At 73.1% G+C, this 16,775-nt stretch carries 17 protein-coding genes; 8 read left to right on the top strand and 9 right to left on the bottom strand.

Features of this window, described 5'->3' with window-relative positions; genetic code table 11:
- Positions 1 to 10 precede the first annotated feature (10 nt).
- The 5 genes from ACOOHE_RS07645 to ACOOHE_RS07625 all read right to left on the bottom strand — a co-directional run bounded on the left by ACOOHE_RS07645 (position 11) and on the right by ACOOHE_RS07625 (position 4,898).
- A complete protein-coding gene (locus ACOOHE_RS07645) occupies positions 11 to 451 on the bottom strand; it encodes a DUF4783 domain-containing protein (protein WP_420457214.1) in 441 nt (146 codons plus the stop codon).
- Between the two features lie 158 nt (positions 452 to 609).
- A complete protein-coding gene (locus ACOOHE_RS07640) occupies positions 610 to 3,084 on the bottom strand; it encodes an endonuclease MutS2 (protein ID WP_420457213.1) in 2,475 nt (824 codons plus the stop codon).
- A 49-nt stretch (positions 3,085 to 3,133) separates the two neighbouring features.
- A complete protein-coding gene (locus tag ACOOHE_RS07635; protein ID WP_420457212.1) occupies positions 3,134 to 3,529 on the bottom strand; it encodes a type II toxin-antitoxin system death-on-curing family toxin in 396 nt (131 codons plus the stop codon).
- Entirely contained in the window at positions 3,529 to 3,792 is a 264-nt protein-coding gene (locus ACOOHE_RS07630; protein ID WP_420457211.1) for an AbrB/MazE/SpoVT family DNA-binding domain-containing protein, read from the bottom strand. The genes ACOOHE_RS07635 and ACOOHE_RS07630 overlap by 1 nt, the downstream gene beginning before the upstream one ends.
- Before the next feature lie 104 nt (positions 3,793 to 3,896).
- Entirely contained in the window at positions 3,897 to 4,898 is a 1,002-nt protein-coding gene (locus tag ACOOHE_RS07625) for a sugar nucleotidyltransferase (RefSeq protein ID WP_420457210.1), read from the bottom strand.
- Positions 4,899 to 5,202: 304 nt separating this feature from the next.
- On the opposite strand from ACOOHE_RS07625, the gene ACOOHE_RS07620 reads away from it, so the two are divergent.
- The 3 genes from ACOOHE_RS07620 to ACOOHE_RS07610 all read left to right on the top strand — a co-directional run bounded on the left by ACOOHE_RS07620 (position 5,203) and on the right by ACOOHE_RS07610 (position 7,742).
- On the top strand, positions 5,203 to 5,877 hold the full coding sequence (locus ACOOHE_RS07620) for an OmpA family protein (RefSeq protein ID WP_420457209.1): 675 nt from the start codon (positions 5,203 to 5,205) through the stop codon (positions 5,875 to 5,877).
- 107 nt (positions 5,878 to 5,984) lie between these two features.
- A complete protein-coding gene (locus ACOOHE_RS07615; protein WP_420457208.1) occupies positions 5,985 to 6,716 on the top strand; it encodes a TIGR00730 family Rossman fold protein in 732 nt (243 codons plus the stop codon).
- A 153-nt stretch (positions 6,717 to 6,869) separates the two neighbouring features.
- On the top strand, positions 6,870 to 7,742 hold the full coding sequence (locus tag ACOOHE_RS07610) for a tetratricopeptide repeat protein (RefSeq protein WP_420457207.1): 873 nt from the start codon (positions 6,870 to 6,872) through the stop codon (positions 7,740 to 7,742).
- Between the two features lie 86 nt (positions 7,743 to 7,828).
- On the opposite strand, the gene ACOOHE_RS07605 is transcribed toward ACOOHE_RS07610, so the two are convergent.
- On the bottom strand, positions 7,829 to 7,969 hold the full coding sequence (locus tag ACOOHE_RS07605) for a hypothetical protein (protein ID WP_420457206.1): 141 nt from the start codon (positions 7,967 to 7,969) through the stop codon (positions 7,829 to 7,831).
- Positions 7,970 to 8,024: 55 nt separating this feature from the next.
- On the opposite strand from ACOOHE_RS07605, the gene ACOOHE_RS07600 reads away from it, so the two are divergent.
- The 3 genes from ACOOHE_RS07600 (at position 8,025) to ACOOHE_RS07590 (ending at position 11,280) form a co-directional block, all read left to right on the top strand.
- Positions 8,025 to 8,786: a DapH/DapD/GlmU-related protein gene (locus ACOOHE_RS07600; protein WP_420457205.1), complete on the top strand. Its 762-nt coding sequence runs from the start codon at positions 8,025 to 8,027 to the stop codon at positions 8,784 to 8,786.
- A 214-nt stretch (positions 8,787 to 9,000) separates the two neighbouring features.
- Positions 9,001 to 10,134 carry a DegT/DnrJ/EryC1/StrS family aminotransferase gene (locus ACOOHE_RS07595; protein ID WP_420457204.1) on the top strand — a complete coding sequence of 378 codons (1,134 nt, stop codon included), beginning with the start codon at positions 9,001 to 9,003 and terminating at the stop codon, positions 10,132 to 10,134.
- Between the two features lie 120 nt (positions 10,135 to 10,254).
- Positions 10,255 to 11,280 (top strand): Gfo/Idh/MocA family protein, encoded by a 1,026-nt coding sequence (locus ACOOHE_RS07590; RefSeq protein WP_420457203.1) that lies wholly within the window; start codon positions 10,255 to 10,257, stop codon positions 11,278 to 11,280.
- A 210-nt stretch (positions 11,281 to 11,490) separates the two neighbouring features.
- On the opposite strand, the gene ACOOHE_RS07585 is transcribed toward ACOOHE_RS07590, so the two are convergent.
- The gene (locus tag ACOOHE_RS07585) at positions 11,491 to 12,666 is read right to left on the bottom strand and encodes a pyridoxal phosphate-dependent aminotransferase (protein ID WP_420457202.1); all 1,176 of its coding nucleotides are present in this window, start codon (positions 12,664 to 12,666) and stop codon (positions 11,491 to 11,493) included.
- A 260-nt stretch (positions 12,667 to 12,926) separates the two neighbouring features.
- On the opposite strand from ACOOHE_RS07585, the gene ACOOHE_RS07580 reads away from it, so the two are divergent.
- On the top strand, positions 12,927 to 14,360 hold the full coding sequence (locus ACOOHE_RS07580) for a DUF4139 domain-containing protein (RefSeq protein WP_420457201.1): 1,434 nt from the start codon (positions 12,927 to 12,929) through the stop codon (positions 14,358 to 14,360).
- A 152-nt stretch (positions 14,361 to 14,512) separates the two neighbouring features.
- The gene (locus ACOOHE_RS07575; protein ID WP_420457200.1) at positions 14,513 to 15,721 is read left to right on the top strand and encodes an exo-beta-N-acetylmuramidase NamZ domain-containing protein; all 1,209 of its coding nucleotides are present in this window, start codon (positions 14,513 to 14,515) and stop codon (positions 15,719 to 15,721) included.
- Between the two features lie 83 nt (positions 15,722 to 15,804).
- Here ACOOHE_RS07575 and ACOOHE_RS07570 read toward each other — a convergent pair whose 3' ends face one another.
- Complete coding sequence (locus ACOOHE_RS07570; protein ID WP_420457199.1) at positions 15,805 to 16,422, bottom strand: hypothetical protein; 618 nt, start codon at positions 16,420 to 16,422, stop codon at positions 15,805 to 15,807.
- Between the two features lies 1 nt (position 16,423).
- Positions 16,424 to 16,750: a DUF3098 domain-containing protein gene (locus ACOOHE_RS07565; RefSeq protein ID WP_420457198.1), complete on the bottom strand. Its 327-nt coding sequence runs from the start codon at positions 16,748 to 16,750 to the stop codon at positions 16,424 to 16,426.
- Positions 16,751 to 16,775: the final 25 nt, after the last annotated feature.

The following is a 16,775-nucleotide window of genomic DNA, read 5'->3' as shown; positions in this document are numbered from 1 at the left end:
CGCGCCCCTGTTATCGCCCGCTCGTCCGAACGACGGGCCGCTGGTCGATCCGGATCGAGGACAGCTCCCAGTCCTCGTCCACGACGCGGTGGAGCACGCGGACGTTGAGCGGCGCGCCCCCCGACCGCGGCCAGTACCGACCGGTCGCGCTCTGGCCGTCGTCGCTCGACGACGGCTCCGAGAAGGCGACCCGCGACGGCGGGTAGCGCCGGAAAAAGTCGCGGAGCACGTGCTCGGCCTGGGCCCGGCGGAACATCCCGCCCTGGCCGAACAGGACGATCTCGACCCGGCCCGCGGCGTCGACCAAGACGGCGTCGGGGTCGGCGCTCTCCAGGCCGTCGGCGACGCGGCGGAGCACGTCGTCTTGGGAGGGCGCCGGGGCGCCTCCGACCAGGACGGCGGTGAACAGGAGGAGCGCGGCGACGCGCGAGGCCAACGGGGCGAGTCGCATGGGGGCGGGCGGGGGGGTCCCAACGGCGGGTCCCCGCAAAAGGTAGGCCGCCGAGCGGCCCGCCGACAACGGGGGCACTGCCGCCCCCGAACGGGCCCGTCAGGGCGAACGCGAGCCGCCAGTGGCGCGCGTGGCGGACATCGTGTCGCGTCGTGTGGTCACCCCAGGTCGACGACGGTCACGCCGTCGCCGCCGCGGTCGGGCGGGGCGACGGCGTAGGCGGCCACGTCGGGCCGGCCGGCGAGCTGCTGGTGGATGGCGGCCCGGAGCGCGCCGGTCCCCTTCCCATGCAAGATCTCGACCGACGGGACACCACCCACGACGGCCTCGTCGACGAACCGTTGGACCTCCGACAGCGCCTCGTCGACGCGCTGCCCACGCAGGTCGATCCGGACGCGGGCCGTCGAGACGGCGGCCGTCCGGGCCTCGCCGCGCCGCGCCTTGCCCGGCGTCCGTGTCGGCACCCGACCGCGGCTCTGCGGCCCGCCGACTTTGGTGAGCCGGTCGGCGTCGACGCGGCTCTGGAGCGCGCCGAGTGCCAGGAGGGCCTCGCCGTCGTCCAGCGCCAGCACCTCGCCGACCGGGCCGTCGGCGTCGAGCCGGACGTGGTCGCCGACGGAGATCGGACCCGCGTCGTCGGTCTGCGGAGACTGGCGCTGGGCTCGGCCGGCCACCTTCCGCTCGACCTTCTGCTTGCGCTTTTTGACGCGGGCCCGCGCTTGGTCCAGCTTCTCGCGCGCCTCCTTCGTGGTCTCGCGCTCGGCCGCCGCCTCCTTGATCTCGCGGACCGTGTTCTCGACGGCCGCGTTCGCCTCGGCCAGGATCCGGTCGGCCTCGGCGAGCGCCTGGGCCCGGCGGTGGTCGGCGTCGGCGCGGAGCCGGTCGAGCCGCTGCTCGTAGTCCTTCTGGATCCGCTCGGCGTCGGCCAGCTTGCGTTCGGCCTCGGCCTGTCGGCGCTCGGCGTCGGTCGTCCGCGTCTCGAACTCGGCGATCAGGTCCTCCAGCCGGCTTTTCCCCTCGCCCACCAGCTGGCGCGCGTCGCGGACGACGGGGCCGGCCAGCCCGACCCGGTCGGCGATCTCGAAGGCGTACGACGAGCCGGGGATGCCGGCCCGGAACCGGTACGTCGGCTGGAGCCCGGCCCGGTCGAACTCCATCGACCCGTTCGCCACGCCGTCGGTGTCGTGGGCGAACGCCTTGAGCGCGCCGATGTGGGTCGTGACGACGGTCAGCGCCTTCCGTTTGGTCAAGCGCGACAGGACGGCCTCCGCGAGGGCTCCGCCCTCGGCCGGGTCGGTTCCGGTGCCGGCCTCGTCGATGAGGCACAGCGACCGGTCGTCGGCGTCCTCCAGCATTTTGCGGACGTTCGTGAGGTGGCTCGTGAACGTCGACAGGTCGTCCTGGATCGACTGCTGATCGCCGAGGTCCACGAACAGCGCGGTCACGAGCGGGAGGCGCGTGCCGGGCGCGGCGGGGACCGGGAGCCCGTGCGACGCCATCAGCGACAGCAGCCCGACCGTCTTCATCGCGACCGACTTGCCGCCGGCATTCGGTCCGGTGATGACGAGCGTGTGCGCGTCGGCGCCCAGCTCGAGATCGAGCGGGACGACGGCCTGGGGCACGCCGCCGGGGCGCTCGGCCACCGGGAGCCGGTTCGCTTCGGCCACGCGGAGCTGCAACACGGGGTGCCGCGCCTGGACCAGCCGGAGCGCGCCGCCCTCGCCCACCTCGGGCACGATGGCGTCGAGGTCGGCCGCCAACCGGCCGACGGCCCCCAGCGCGTCGAGGTGGCCGACCGCCTCCAGCGTCCGCTCGATGTCGCGGCGGTGGTGGCGGACGTGGCCGCTAAGACCTTGCAAGATCCGCTGGATCTCACGGCCCCGTTCGAGCTCGATCTCGCGGATCTCGTTGTTGAGGTCGAGCACCGACGCCGGCTCGATGTAGACCGTCTGCCCCGACGACGACACGTCGTGGACGAACCCTTCCACTTTCCGCTTGGCCTCGGCGCGGACCGGGATCACGGCCCGGCCACCCCGGATGGTCGGCTGGTCCTCGGTCGCGTAGCCCTTCGAGGCCGCGTCGCGGAGCGCCGCCAGCACGGTCGAGCGTAGGCGGCCCTGGCGGCTCGCCAGCTCGCGCGAGATCCGCAGGAGCTCCGGGCTCGCGTCGTCTCTCACGCGGCCGTCGTCGCCGATGGCGCGGCCGATCCGGTCTTCGAGCGCTTTCAGGACGGCGATCCGGGCGGCGATGGCCCAGAGCGCGGGCGCCCGCTCGCGCCGCCGGTGGAGGTGGTCGTGGAGCCCGCGCCCGGTTTCGAGCACGCGCGCGATGGCCAGCAGCGCGTCGCCGTCGACGGCCGCGTCCTTGGGCTGGACGCGCCGGAGCACGACCTCGACCCGGTCGATTTCGCGGACGGGCGGCGGCTCGCCCGAGCGGACCAGGTCGGCCATCTCGCCGGACCGCTCCAGCCGGCCACGGACCGTCTCGAGGTCGGCCGAGGGCGCCAGCGTTTCGAGCCGGTCGCGGCCGTACGGCGTCCGCGCCAGCCCGATGAGCCGCTCGCGGACGGTGTCGAAGCCGAGCCGGCGGTCGGCGTCGGGCGGGACGAGGCGGACGGTCGTGTCGTCGGTCATCGCCGGTCAACGCGCGACGGGCGGGCCGGCTTCCGCGCGCCGGGCGAAGTCACTCCGAAACCGGGACGCCGCGCTGGCGGCACCACGCGGCGAGCTCGGGCTCGCCCAGCTCGCCCGACGCGACGCCGAGCATCGTCAGGATCGCGTCGGGCTCCTCCGCCTTTACCGGCCGTCCGTTGAGCGCGAGAAACAACGTCATCACCGCGAACGCCGTCCGCTTGTTGCCGTCGATGAACGGGTGGTTCTTGGCGATCCCGAAGGCGTACGCCGCCGCGAGGTCGAACAGGTCGGCGTCGCGCTCGTAGGCCCACTTCTGTTGGGGCCGAGCGAGCGCCGACTCCAACAGGTTCTCGTCCCGGACGCCGAAGCGCCCGCCGTACGTCCGGAGTTGGTCGTGGTGGAGCGCCTCCACGAGCGGCCGATGGATCCAGCGAGGTTCGGTCATCACTTCGCCAGCTCGCGGAAGACGTTGCCGTATTGGCGCTTGATGCCTTGGTACGCGGCCCACGCCTCCTCAAAGTCGCCGTCGTACTTCTTGAGCAAGAGCCCGTCGGCCGTCTGGACGACGTGCCACGTACTCTTCTCGTCGATCCCGGCCGCCTCGACGATCTCCTTCGGGAACGTGGCCCCGATGGAGTTGCCGATCTTGCGGAAGGTGACCGTGTGCGTGGCGGACTCGGTCGAGGGGGAGGTCTGAGGCTGGGCCATGACAGGGCGCGGGCTGGTGTAGCTACGAATGTAGCAACGCTAGTCCCGGTCTCGACCGTACCCCGCTCTTTTCGCAGGGCCGATGCCGATGGTAGGTCGCCGACCTACTCCTCCGGCCCGACCGTCGCGTGGTCGCCGATGTTCAGCGTGCCCGCGAACCCGCGGACGTCCGCGTGGTGGCCCACCAGCGAGTCGTCGAGGGCCGAGCTGTCGATGGAGGCGTCGCCGAAGACGATCGTATTGCGGACGGCCGACTCGACGACCGTCGCCCCGCCGTGGATCGCCGCGTACGGCCCGACGACCGAGTCGCGCACCGTCGCGCCCTCGCCGATAAAGACGGGCTCGATAATCTGGCTGTTCTCGACGGCCCCGTCCTTCCGGTTCTCGCCGTCCTTGCCGAGCACGATCTGCGACGTCTCCTTGATGGCCGGGATCGTGCCGCAGTCGAGCCACTCGGTCACGCGCGCCGTCTTGAAGGTGGCCCCGTCCTTGAGCATCCGGTCGAGCGCGTCGGTAAGCTGGAACTCGTCGCCCTTGCCCGTGACGCCGTTGTCCATGAGGTACGCGATCTCGCGGCCGAGGCGCTCGCCTTGCTTGACGTAGTAGATCCCGACGATGGCCTCGTTCGAGATCGGCGTGTCCGGCTTCTCGACGAAGTCGGTGATCCGGTCGGCGTCCTTGACGACGACGCCGAACCGGGACGGGTCCTCGACCTCCATCACCCAGACGACGGCGTCAGCGTCGAGGTCGGGCGTCTTGTCCATGACAAAGAGCGTGTCGGCGAAGACCAGGACGCACTCGCCGTCGAGACGGTCACCGGCCTGGGCGATGGCGTGGGCCGTGCCGAGCGCCCGGTCCTGGACGCCGAACGAGGCCGTCATCCCGAACCGCTCGCAGATCTCGGTCAGCTGTCGGCGGACCTCGTCGCCAAAGTCGGGGCCCAGGATGAACACGGCCTCGTCGAAGCCGCCGATGGACTGGTCGAACGTCTCGACGATCCGCTCGACCATCGTCCGCCCGACGACGGGGAGCAGCGGCTTGGGGGTGACATGCGTGTGGGGGCGGAGGCGTGTGCCGCGGCCGGCCATCGGGACGATCAGCTTCATAGCGAGGGGTCGGGGGAAGGGGGAGCCCGGAACCTACCATGGGGCCGCGACGACGATCCCGAGATCGGGGCGGCCGAGGCGAGCTTCGGCGAGGCTGCACGGGGCGACGAAGGGGCTCGGCCCCGGCTCCGCGCGGCGAGCCCGATGCCCACCGTGGGCGACGGCCCGTCCACCGCCGACCCCGCCCGACCGGCCTCGTTGCGCCGGTTTCGGCGGTCCGCGCGGTCGGGCATGGAACTTGGCAGCCGGACGGCGCCGTATCAGGGCCGGCTCTTTCCGTCCCCCCCCACCCCCCGCCACCCCGATGACACTCCACTCCCTTCGCTATTCGCTGGCCGCCGGGCTCATGCTCGTGTTCGGCCTCACCGCTCTCCCCGCCTGCACCAACACGGGCCGAGGCGCCGCCGCCGGCGCCGGCGCCGGCGCCGTCGTCGGCGGCGTGATCGGCCGGGCCACCGGCTCGACCGCCCGGGGCGCCATCATCGGCGCGGCCGTCGGCGGCACCGCCGGGGCCATCATCGGCCGCCAGATGGACAAGCAGGCCGAGGAGCTCGACGGCGAGCTCGAGAACGCCACCGTGACGCCCGTCCCGGGCGAGGACGGCGAGACGGCCGGCATCGCCATCCGGTTCGACAACGCGCTCCTGTTCGACCTCGGCCAGTCCACGCTCCGCGCGGGCGTCCAGGCCGACCTCCGCGACCTCGCGTCGAGCCTGCGCAACTACCCCGACCACGACGCGGTCATCGTCGGCCACGCCTCGACCGACGGCCCGACCGACTTCAACCAGGACCTCTCGCAGCGGCGCGCCCGCGCCGTCGAGGACTTCCTGGTGGGCCAGGGCGTCTCGGCCGTCCGCCTCCGGGCGGAGGGCCGCGGTGAGATGGACCCGCTCGCGGGCATCCCGGGCGACTCGCCCGAGAACCGCCGCGTCGAGATCGCCATCTACCCGAGCGAGTCGTACCGCCAGAGCCTCCAGTAAGGCCTCGGCCAGCCGGACCGGGCGTCTCCGACGCTCCTTCGGCGCTAGCTTCGCGGCCCCCGATGCTCCGGCGTCGGGGGCCGCGTCCGTTTCCCCCCGCCCGACCGATGCCCGACACGACCCCCACCGAGACCCCGTTCGAGGCCGACCGCCCGATGTCGCCGCGCGAGATGGCCCGGTGGCAGAACGAACGGATCAAGGACACGTGGCGCGTCTTCCGCATCATGAGCGAGTTCGTCGAGGGGTTCGAGCGGTTGGGGAGCGTCGGCCCGAGCGTGTCCGTGTTCGGCTCGGCGCGGACGCCGGAGGGGACGCCGCACTACGACCTGGGCGTGGCTGTGGGGAGGGAGTTGGCCGAGCGCGGCTACGCCGTCATCACGGGCGGGGGGCCGGGCATCATGCAGGCGGCCAACGAGGGCGCGCGGGCCGGCGGCGGCGTCTCGGTCGGGCTCAACATCGCGCTCCCGCACGAGCAGCACGTCAACCCATACGTCGACCCGGAGCACGACCTGACGTTCGAGTTCTTCTTCGTCCGCAAGACGATGTTCGTGAAGTACGCCCAGGGCTACATCGTGCTGCCGGGCGGGTTCGGGACGATGGACGAGTTGTTCGAGAGCCTGACGCTGATCCAGACCCGCAAGGCGGCCCGGTTCCCCGTCGTGCTCGTGGGGACGGCGTACTGGTCGGGCCTGCTGGACTGGATCCGGTCGACGTTGTTGGACGGCGGCTTCATCTCGCCCGAGGACCCCGACCTCCTCGTCCTGACCGACGACCCGGCCGAGGCCGTCGACGTGATCGACCGGTTCTGCGCCGAGGCCGGGATCTCGCCCAACTTCTGACCCGTCTCAGGGTGCCGCTCGGCCGGACGCTGGCGTCCACCAGGCCGGACGGCGAGGGCGCACGAATGGCCCCGCGCGCCCGTTCTCCCGCCCTGGCACGGCCTCTGTAGCTTCCTCTCCGGATTCCCCCACCGTTCTCACCCCGCTCCCAGGATGACCCGCTCCGCCCTCCTCGCCGCCCTCGCCTTCGGCGTCGTCACCACGGCCTCGGCCCAGACCGAGCCGGCCGAGATGCCGACCGACATGCCCGTCATGGCCGACACCGTCGCCGTCGACTCGACCGAGGCGACCGTCGAACTCGACCCCGAGCGCGCCCGCGCCCTCTACGACGAGGGCGTGACGTCGCTCCGCGCCCAGGACTATGACGCGGCCCTCCTCAAGTTCGAGGAGGCCCTCCTCTACAACCCGTCGTACGCCGCCGCGGGCTTGGGCCGCGCCCAGTCGCTCGCCGCTCAGCGCCGGCTCGACGACGCCCGGACCGCCTTCGAAGAGGCCATCGCGATGGCCAACGCCTCGGACGCCTCGAACGCGGGCGACGTCCGCTCGACGGCCCAGCGCCAGCTCGCCCAGGTCACGGCGGCCATCGAGCAGCGGGACGCTAGCGCCGCCGCGGCCGAGCAGGCCAACGCCGCCGCCGCCGGCGCCCAGGCGACGGCCGCCAAGGTCGAGGAGGCGACCCAGATGCTGGCCGGCAACGAGATCACGATGGCCCAGGCGACGGACGCCTACGCGCTCCTGGAGCAGGCCCGGATGGACGGCTACGACGCGGACCTCGTCGCCTTCTACTACGCCAAGGCCCTCAACGCCATGGAGCGCGGCGCCGACGCCGTCCCCTACGCCCAGACGGCCGTCGACGCGGCCGACCCGAGCGCCGACAACTCGGCCCTCTACATCCAGCTCGGGCTCGCCCACATGAACGCCGGCAACGCCGACCAAGCCCGGACCGCGTTCGAGTCGATCACGGACGGCCAGGCCTGGCACGGCTGGGCCCAGCACTACATCGGCCAGCTCGACAGCGAGGGCTAGGCCGAGCCCGCCGGATACGCGAGCGCCGCGCCGGAGACGTCTCCGGCGCGGCGCTTCTTTTTGGGGGTCGAGCAGCGTCGGCCCGGTCAAACGATCCGGCGGTGGCCGAGCCACCAGATGAGTAGGAGCAGCAGGACCGGCGCGACGAAGCTGACGTAGACGAGCCATTCGAGGCCGACGCCGTAGCCCTCGGGCGTCGGTGCGAGCAGGGCGAGCAGGTGGGGCATCCGGGCGGGAGGGTAGCTTGGCCGAAGCTACGCTCCATTGCCCCCGCCGATCCCCGTGCCCGTCGCCCCCACCGCCCAGGTCCACCCCTCCGCCTCCGTTGCCGCTGACGCCGAGGTTGGCCACTTCGCCGTGATCGGGGCCGGCGCCGAGGTCGGGGCCGGGTCGGTCGTGGGCCACCACGTCGTCGTCCACGACGGGAGCCGGGTCGGGGTCGGCGTCCGCGTGGACGACCACGCCGTCGTCGGGAAGCGGCCGATGCGGTCGCTCCGGAGCGCCACCACGTCGGGCGACGCCGCGCTGGCGCCCACCGTCGTCGGCGAGGGGTCGCTCGTCGGGACCGGCGCCGTCGTCTACCGCGGGGCGACGTTGGGTGCGCGCGTGTTGGTGGCCGACTACGCGACGGTGAGGGAGCGGGTCACCGTCGGCGACGAGACGATCGTCGGGCGCGGCGTGGCCATCGAGAACGACACGACGGTCGGCGCGCGCTGCAAGCTGGAGACGAACGCCTACCTCACGGCCTACTCGACGGTCGAGGACGACGTGTTCGTGGCCCCGGGCGTGCTCACGAGCAACGACGACTTTATCGGGCGGACGGAGGCGCGGAAGGCCGCGTTCGCCGGGCCGACGATCCGGCAGGGCGCGCGGCTCGGCGTCGGGGCCGTCGTGTTGCCGGGCCGCGAGGTCGAGGGCGAGGCCGTCGTCGGCGCAGGGGCCGTGCTGACCGGAACGGCGGCGGCGGGCCGTGTCTGGGTCGGCGTTCCGGCCCGCGACGCCCGCGCGGTGGCGCCGGAGCAGCTCCGCGAGAACGGGGGGTAGAGCACGGAGAGCACGGAGAGCACGGAGAGCACGGAGAGCACGGAGAGCACGGAACGTGCGAGCCTCGGGCCGCCAGGTCAAGCCACTCTCCGCGCTCTCGGCGGCGCCAGCCGCGCTCTCCCCGCGAAGCGGGGCTCTCCACGCTCTCCCCGCGCTTCACCATCCGTCCCCACGGCGCCGGGTACCTTCCGGGCCTCGCCCCCTCCCCTCCCGCATGGACCTCCAGATGGTCGATCTGCACGCGCAGATCGAGGCCACCCGCCCCGAGATCGACGCCGCCGTCGCCGCCGTGCTCGATCGGGGCGCGTTCGTGCGTGGGCCGTTCGTGGCCGCCTTCGAGGCCGAGCTCGCCGCCTACCTCACGGACTTGGGGGCTAGCTCGGATGTCTTCGCGCTCGGCGTGGGGAATGGGACCGACGCGCTCCAGATCGCGCTGATGGCACTCGGCGTGGGACCGGGCGACGAGGTGATCTGCCCGGCGTTCACGTTCGTGGCGACGGCCGAGGCCGCGGCGCTGCTGGGCGCGACGCCCGTGTTCGTCGACGTCGAACCCGACACGTTCAACCTCGACCCGAGCCTGCTCGAAGACGCGATCACCGCACGGACCCGGGCCGTCGTCCCGGTCCACCTGTTCGGCCAGTGCGCCGACGTGGCGGCGATCCGCGCCGTCTGCGACCCGCTGGGGGTCCCGGTCGTCGAGGACATGGCCCAGGCCATCGGGGCGACGTGGGACGGCGAGCCGGCGGGGACGCTGGGCGCCGTCGGGACGCTGTCGTTCTACCCGTCGAAAAACCTCGGCGCCTTCGGCGACGGCGGCGCCATCGTGACGACCGACGCCGATCTGGCCGACCGCGTCCGCCAGATCGCCAACCACGGGGCGGCCCGGAAGTACCACCACACGGCGGTCGGCGTGAACAGCCGGCTCGACGCGCTCCAGGCGGGGATCCTGTCGGTCCACCTCCGCCACCTCCCGGCGTGGACCGACGCCCGCCGCGCCGCCGCGGCCGTGTACGACGCGGCGTTCGCCGGCCTCGACGACGTGATCCGCCCGGTGCGGCGCCCCGAGGCGCGGCACGTGTTCCACCAGTACACGATCCGCGTGCCCGCCGGCGCCCGGGACGCGCTCGCGGCCGACCTCAAGGCGCGCGGCGTGCCGACGATGGTGTATTACCCGGAGCCGCTCCACCGGATGGCCCCGTACCGCTCGGACGCCGACCTGCCCGAGACCGACCGCGCCTGCGCCGAGGTCTTGTCGCTCCCGATGCACCCCCACCTCTCGGCCGCCGACATCGCGTTCGTCGCCGACTCTGTTCGCGAGTCGCTCGAGGCGGTCCGCGTAGCGGCGTGACGTCTTGGGGGGACATGATTCATCACGTCCCTACTACGGTCGCGGTGGTCGCTAGCCCCCACCGCCGTCCCGTGGCCAGCGAACCCTGAACCCTTGAACCCGCCCCGGAGGGGCCCACCCGTGTCGTCGTTCGCCTTTACAGATTCCGTCCGCGTCGGCCAGATCGGCGTCGGCCGGTGGGGGCGGAACCTGCTCCGGAACCTGGCCGCCGTGCCGACGGCCGACGTCGTCGCCGTGTGCGACCCGTCGGACCCGGCGCTGGCGGAGGCGGCCCGGCTCGCGCCCGGCGCCCGGGCCACCCGCAACGCCGACGCCGTGCTGGGCGACGACGCCGTCGAGGCCGTCGTGATCGCGACCGAGACGCCGCTCCATTTTGAACACGCGGAGGCGGCGCTTCAGGCCGGCAAGCACGTGTTCGTCGAGAAGCCGCTGGCCCAGACGGTCGAGCAGGCCGAGCGGCTGGTGGCGCTCGCCGCCGAGCGCGACCGGCGGCTGATGGTCGGCCACCTCCTGCGCTACCACCCCGCGTTCCAGCGCGTCGAAGAGATCGCGGCGCGCGGCGACCTCGGCGACCTCCGCTACCTCTACAGCGTCCGCGTCAACCTGGGCGTCGTCCGCCAGCAGGAGAACGCCTTCGACAGCCTGGCGCCGCACGACCTGGCGGTGGCGCGCGCGCTGCTCGGCGAGGCGACGGCGGTGACGGCCCAGGGCCGAGACTTTTTGCAAGATGGCGTCGAGGACGTCGTGTTCGCGACCGTCGAGTACGGCGACGCGCTCGCCCACCTCCACTGCTCGTGGCTCGACCCCCACAAGGTCCGCCGGACGACGCTCGTCGGGAGCCGCCAGATGGCCGTCGTGGACGACCAGGAGCCGGCCGAGAAGCTCCGGATCTACGACAAGGGCGTCGACGCCGTGGCCGGCTCGGCGGACGTGGCCGGCGCGCTCGCCGTCCGCGCAGGCGAGATCGCCGTCCCCTTCTTGCCGCCGGCCGAGCCGCTCCGCGTCGAGGTCGAGGAGTTCCTGGCCGCCATCCGCGAGCACCGCGCCCCGCTCACCGACGGCGTCGACGGGCTCGAAGTCGTCCGCGTGCTGGAGGCGGCGCGGACGTCGCTCCGCGAGGGCCGCCGGGTCGAGATCGCGCGGTGACTCGAAGTAGGAAACCCGAGTTGTGCCTCCGGCCCTCGCGTTCGTCGGGACCGAGGACGGGGGACGGGAGACCGCCCGAAACTCGTCAGCGAAGCCGGTCCCCGGTCTTCCGTCTCCGGTCCCACCGCCTCTTTCGGTTCCGACACAACTCGGGTTTGGGACACCATGCATGGTGCCCTGCGGGATGTCGGGCGGCTGTGCGGGGCGCGATCACCCGAACGCGGCCACCAGCCGGTCGCAGGCCTCGTCGAGCACCGGCCGCTCCTTGGCATAGCAGAACCGGAGGTGGCCGTCGCCGTCGGCCGGATCCGCGAAGAACGAGGGGCCGGGGACGCAGGCCACGCCGGCCGTCTCGATCAGCGTGGTTGTGGCCGCCCGGGCGTCCTCGAAGCCGGGTGTGCCGAGCCGGTCACCCAGACCCGCGAGCACGTAGTAGGCGCCCTCGGGCGGGTCGGCGTCGAAGCCGCAGGCGCGGAGCGCGTCGACCATCCGCGTGCGCTTGGCCGCGTAGTCCGCCAGCATCTCGGCGTAGTAGGCGTCGGGCATGGGGAGGGCCGCCGCGAGCCCGTGCTGGAGCGGGGCCGGCGCGCAGATGGCGACGAGGTCGTTGACCAGCCCCAGCTTGTCGGCCACGACCGTCGGGGCGATGGCGTAGCCCAGCCGCCAGCCGGTCATGTTGAACGTCTTCGAGACGCCCGAGAGCGTCACCGTCCGCTCGAAGGCGCCGTCGAGCGAGGCCGGCGAGACGTGGCGGCGACCGTCGTAGACCATGTGCTCGTAGATCTCGTCGGTGACCACCCACAGGTCGTGCCGCTCGGCGATCTCGTAGAGCGGGCCCAACTCGTCCTCGGCCCACACCTTGCCCGACGGGTTGGCCGGCGTGCAGACGACGACGGCTTTCGTCTGGGGACTGATCGCCGCCGCGAGCCGGTCCGCGTCGAACGCCCACCGCCCCTCGGCCTTCGCCAACGGCACGGCGACCGGGCGGACACCGTGGAGCCGCAGGATGCCGGCGTGGTAGCCGTAGAACGGCTCGAACAACACCACCTCGTCGCCCGGCTCGCACAGCGTCAGGACCGCGGCCACGAACGCGCCCGTCGACCCGCTGGTGACCACGACGGACGCGGGCCCGTCGAGCGGGATCGCGTTGAACGACCGGGCCTTCTCGGCAATCGCCGCGCGGAGGTCGGGCGTCCCGTTGTACGCCGTGTAGATCTGGGGCCCGTGCCGGAGCGCCTCGACCGTCGCCTCGACGATCTCGGGCGGCGTGGCGAGGTCGCAGATGCCCTGCCCGAGGTTGATCCCGCCGACGCGGTTGACCTCGAACGTGACCGCCCGGATGTCGGACTGGCGGAGGGCGTCGGTGCGGGCGGCGAGCGGCTTCATGCGGGGGACGGGGGACGGGGGACGGGGGACGGGGGACGGGGAAGATGTTCGTTGCCGGTCGTCTGCGCCATCGATGGGCCCCCGAGTTGCCCACGAACCGCCCACTCTGTTCCCCCACGCCGTCCCCTCAGTCCCGCGAGTGGAGCGAGCCCTCCGCCAGTTCCCCGTTCCCATTTCCCATTTCCGCGAGCGGAGCGAGCTCCCCGCGCGAGACTATTCGGCCGGTCGGCGCGTCTCTAGGGCGACCTTCCTCCTCCCCGATGCGCTCACTCGTCGCCGCCCTCGCCGTCCTGCTCGCCGTGCCCGCCTCCGCCCAGGCTCCCGTCGTCTCGACGCCCGAGAGCCGCCAAGCCGTCTCGCTGACCGTCTACAACGGCGGGTTCGGCGTCGTCCGCGAGGTCCGGCCGCTCGTGCTGGCGCGCGGCGTGACGGCGCTCCGCTTTGAAGGCGTCCCGGCCCAGATCGACCCGACGAGCCTGTCGCTCGTCTCGCTGACGGCGCCCGGCGCGCTGTCCGTCCTGGAGCAGAACTACCAGTACAACCTGATCGGGACCAACTCGGTGCTCGACGCCGCCGTCGGCCAGCGCGTCCGGATCATCCGCCAGGTCGGCGAGGCGACGGTCGTCGACGAGGGCGTGCTCCTGAGCCAGCCGAACCAGGGCCGCATCATCCGGACCGACGACGGCCGCGTGCTCGTCAACCCCGAGGGCACCATCGAGCTGCTGACGCTGCCCGAAGGGTTGCTGAGCCGGCCGTCGCTGCTGTGGCGGCTGGCGACCGACCGGCCCGGCGAGCACCGCGTCGAGGCCCGCTACCTCACCGAGGGGATGTCATGGAAGGCCGACTACGTGGCCGTGGTCGACGAGGCCGAAACGCGCGTGGACCTCACGGGCTGGGTCACGCTGGTGAACAACTCGGGCGCGAGCTACCCCGACGCCAGCCTGCAGCTCATCGCCGGCGACGTCCGCCGCGTCCAGCCCCAGCGGGGCCAAGTCTACGCGGCCGACATGGTCCAAGAGGTGGCCGTCATGGCCCGGGCCGCCGCGCCGCCCCAGCAGGAGGCGTTCTTCGAGTACCACCTCTACACGTTCCCCAACCCGACGACCATCGAGGAGCAGGAGACGAAGCAGCTCGAGCTGCTCTCGGCCGCCGACGTCGGCGTCGGGCGCCGGTTGATCTTCGACGGCTCGGGCCAGTACTTCCCGTTCTACCGCCCGCGTCGGCCCGGCGCCGTGGGCGACGAGATGAGCGCGGCCGTCGTCCTCGAGGTCGAGAACGCCGAGTCGAACAACATGGGGATGCCACTGCCGGCCGGGACCGTCCGCGTGTACAAGGCCGACCGCCGGGGCAACTTGCAGTTCCTGGGCGAGGACCGGATCGACCACACGCCGCGCAACGAGACCGTCCGCTTGTACATCGGCGACGCCTTCGACGTGGTGGGCACGCGGCGCGAGGTCCAGAACCGCCGGATCAACGACCGGACGCGCGAGATCACGGTCGAGGTCGAGGTCCGCAACCGGAAGGAGACGCCCGTCACGGTCGACGTCGTCGAGCGCGTGTTCTGGGGCGACTGGGAGATCACGGAGGCGAGCCACGAGCACGAGCGGCTCGACGCCCGGACGGCCCAGTTCACGGTCACGCTCGCGCCCGACGAGACGGCGACGGTCCGCTACACGGCCCGGCTGAGGAACTGAGAGGCATGGGGCACGAGGCAAGAGGCAAGGGGCGGCCCGTCACCAACACACGTGTTTTACAGCTCACCATGACTTCGACGGTTCTCGCTGCTCTCCTCGCTTTGGTCGCCTGCACCGACCGACCCGGCGATGTGCCCCGTGCCCCATCCCCCATGCCCCATGCCGTGGACCGCGCAGCGGTCCAGACAGGAGCCCAGCGGCTGGTGGCCGAGCGGTTCCGGCCGCTCGACGGGATGCGCGTCGGGCTCGTCACCAACCACACGGCCCGCGTCGACACGGCCGACGGCGGGTCGGCCCACCTCATCGACCGGATGCACGCCGCGCCGAACGTGATCGTCGGGGCGCTGTTCGGGCCCGAGCACGGGATCCGCGGCGACGCCGAGGCCGGCGCGGGCGTCTCCGGCGGCGTCGACGCGACGACCGGCGCTCCGGTCTACAGCTTGTACGGCCGCTCCAAAAAGCCCACGCCGCGCCAGCTCCGCGGGCTCGACGCGCTCGTGTTCGACATGCAGGACGTCGGCGCGCGGTTCTACACCTACGTCTCGACGATGGGCTACGCCATGCAGGCGGCGGCCGACGCGGGCATCCCGTTCGTCGTGCTCGACCGGCCCAACCCCATCGGCGACCGCGCCGAGGGCTGGCTGATGGAGCCGGCCCACGAGTCGTTCGTCGGCCTGTACCCGATCCCCGTCACCCACGGGCTGACGGTCGGCGAGCTGGCCCGGATGATCGTCGGCGAAAAGATGCTGCCCGGCCTGGACGGCCTCGACCTGCGCGTGGTCGAGATGACCGGCTACCGACGCGGGATGCCGTGGGAGGAGACCGGGCTGGCGTGGGTCCCGCCGTCGCCCAACGTCCCCGACATCGAAACCGCGCGGGTGTACCCAGGCACGGCCCTCTTCGAGGGGACGACGGCGAGCGAGGGCCGGGGCACGCGCGTCCCGTTCACGACGGTCGGCGCCCCGTGGGTCGACGCCGACGCGCTCGCGGCCGACCTCACTGCGGCCGGGCTGGCGGGCGTCCGCTTCGAGCCCGCGCGGTTCACCCCGGTCGACCTGCCGGGCCAGGCGACGAACCCGAAGTGGGAAGGGGAGGAGATCGGTGGAGTCCGCCTGGTCGTCACCGACCCGGCCGCGTTCCGGCCCGTCGCGACCGGCGTGGCGGTGGTGGCCGCCGTCACCCGCCAGCCCGGCGCGCCCGCCGACGTGTTCAAGACCGACTGGCTGGCGAAGCTCGCCGGCACCGACCGGCTCGGCCGGATGCTCCGCGACGGCGTCGCCCCCGCCGCCATCGTCGCGACGTGGGACGACGAGACCGCCGCGTTCGCCCTCGCCGCTGAGCCGTACCGCCTGTACCCGTAGGGGCACGGCGCGCCGTGCCCGCGCCCCCACGGCGCGCTCCGACGGCGCGCTCCGACGGCGTGATAAGCTGGCCGCGCGCCCGCTCAGCCCGCCCGCACGACCCGGACCAGCCGGTACGCCCCGTCCACCACGTCGAACCGGAGCACGACCGACGACTCGGTGACGGCCTCGTCCTCGGGCACCACGGCCCCGCTGGCGTCGTAGCCGACCGTCACCGTCGCCTGGCGCGCGGTCCCGTCGCGGCGGAAGTCGCGGGCCGTCAGCGCGAGCACGCCGTCGCGGAAGGGGCCCTCGGCGAAGGCCGCGCCGTACAAGTCGGGGAAGTCGGCCTCGGGGAAGGCGTCCGAGAACGCGGCCTGGGCGCGGACGGCGGCGCGGCCCTGGCGCACGGCGGCGCGGAACGCGGGCCACGCGGTTCGGAAGTCGGGCCGGGCCCCCTCCGCCAGGCGGGCGCTGTCCTTGGCCACGCTGTCGCGGCGGAGCGAGTCGGCGCGTACGCTGTCGGGCCGGAACCGGGGGTCCGAGAAGAGGCCCGAGTCGGCGTAGACGCTGTCAAACGGGGCCGCCCTCCGCGCCGACGGCCCACGTTCGGACTCGGCCGGGGCCTCGGTCACCTCGACCCCTTTCGAGGCGTCGCCGCCGCACCCGCCGGTGCCGCACAGGCCGGTCGCCAGCACGACGGCCACCCAAAGGCGGGGCACGTCAGCCCTCCGCCAGCGTCTCGGCCGGCACGGCGGCCCGCTCGGGGTCGGCCTCGCGGGGGACGCCCCACAGCACGGCCACGACCACGCCGAGGTAGCCGCCCAGCAGGAGCAGCGGCGCGACCACGAGCGAGAGCGCGCTGTCGACGGGGTCCGCGTTCGTCGCGTTGTCGACGACCATCAGCGCGTAGCCGAGCACGATCAGGCCGACGGCCCCGAGCAGGAGCCGGTAGTTCTGGCGGCTGAACGGCATCGTCGTGACGCCGCGCGTCGTGACGGGGCTGCGGGTCGAGGCGGCCGTCGAGCGGCGCTTGGTTCGGGTGGCCATGGGGTCGGGAGCGTGCCGGGCCCAA

Source organism: Rubrivirga sp., from assembly GCF_965213695.1.
Lineage (GTDB): Bacteria > Bacteroidota > Rhodothermia > Rhodothermales > Rubricoccaceae > Rubrivirga.
This window is presented reverse-complemented; position numbering and strand designations above follow the sequence as displayed.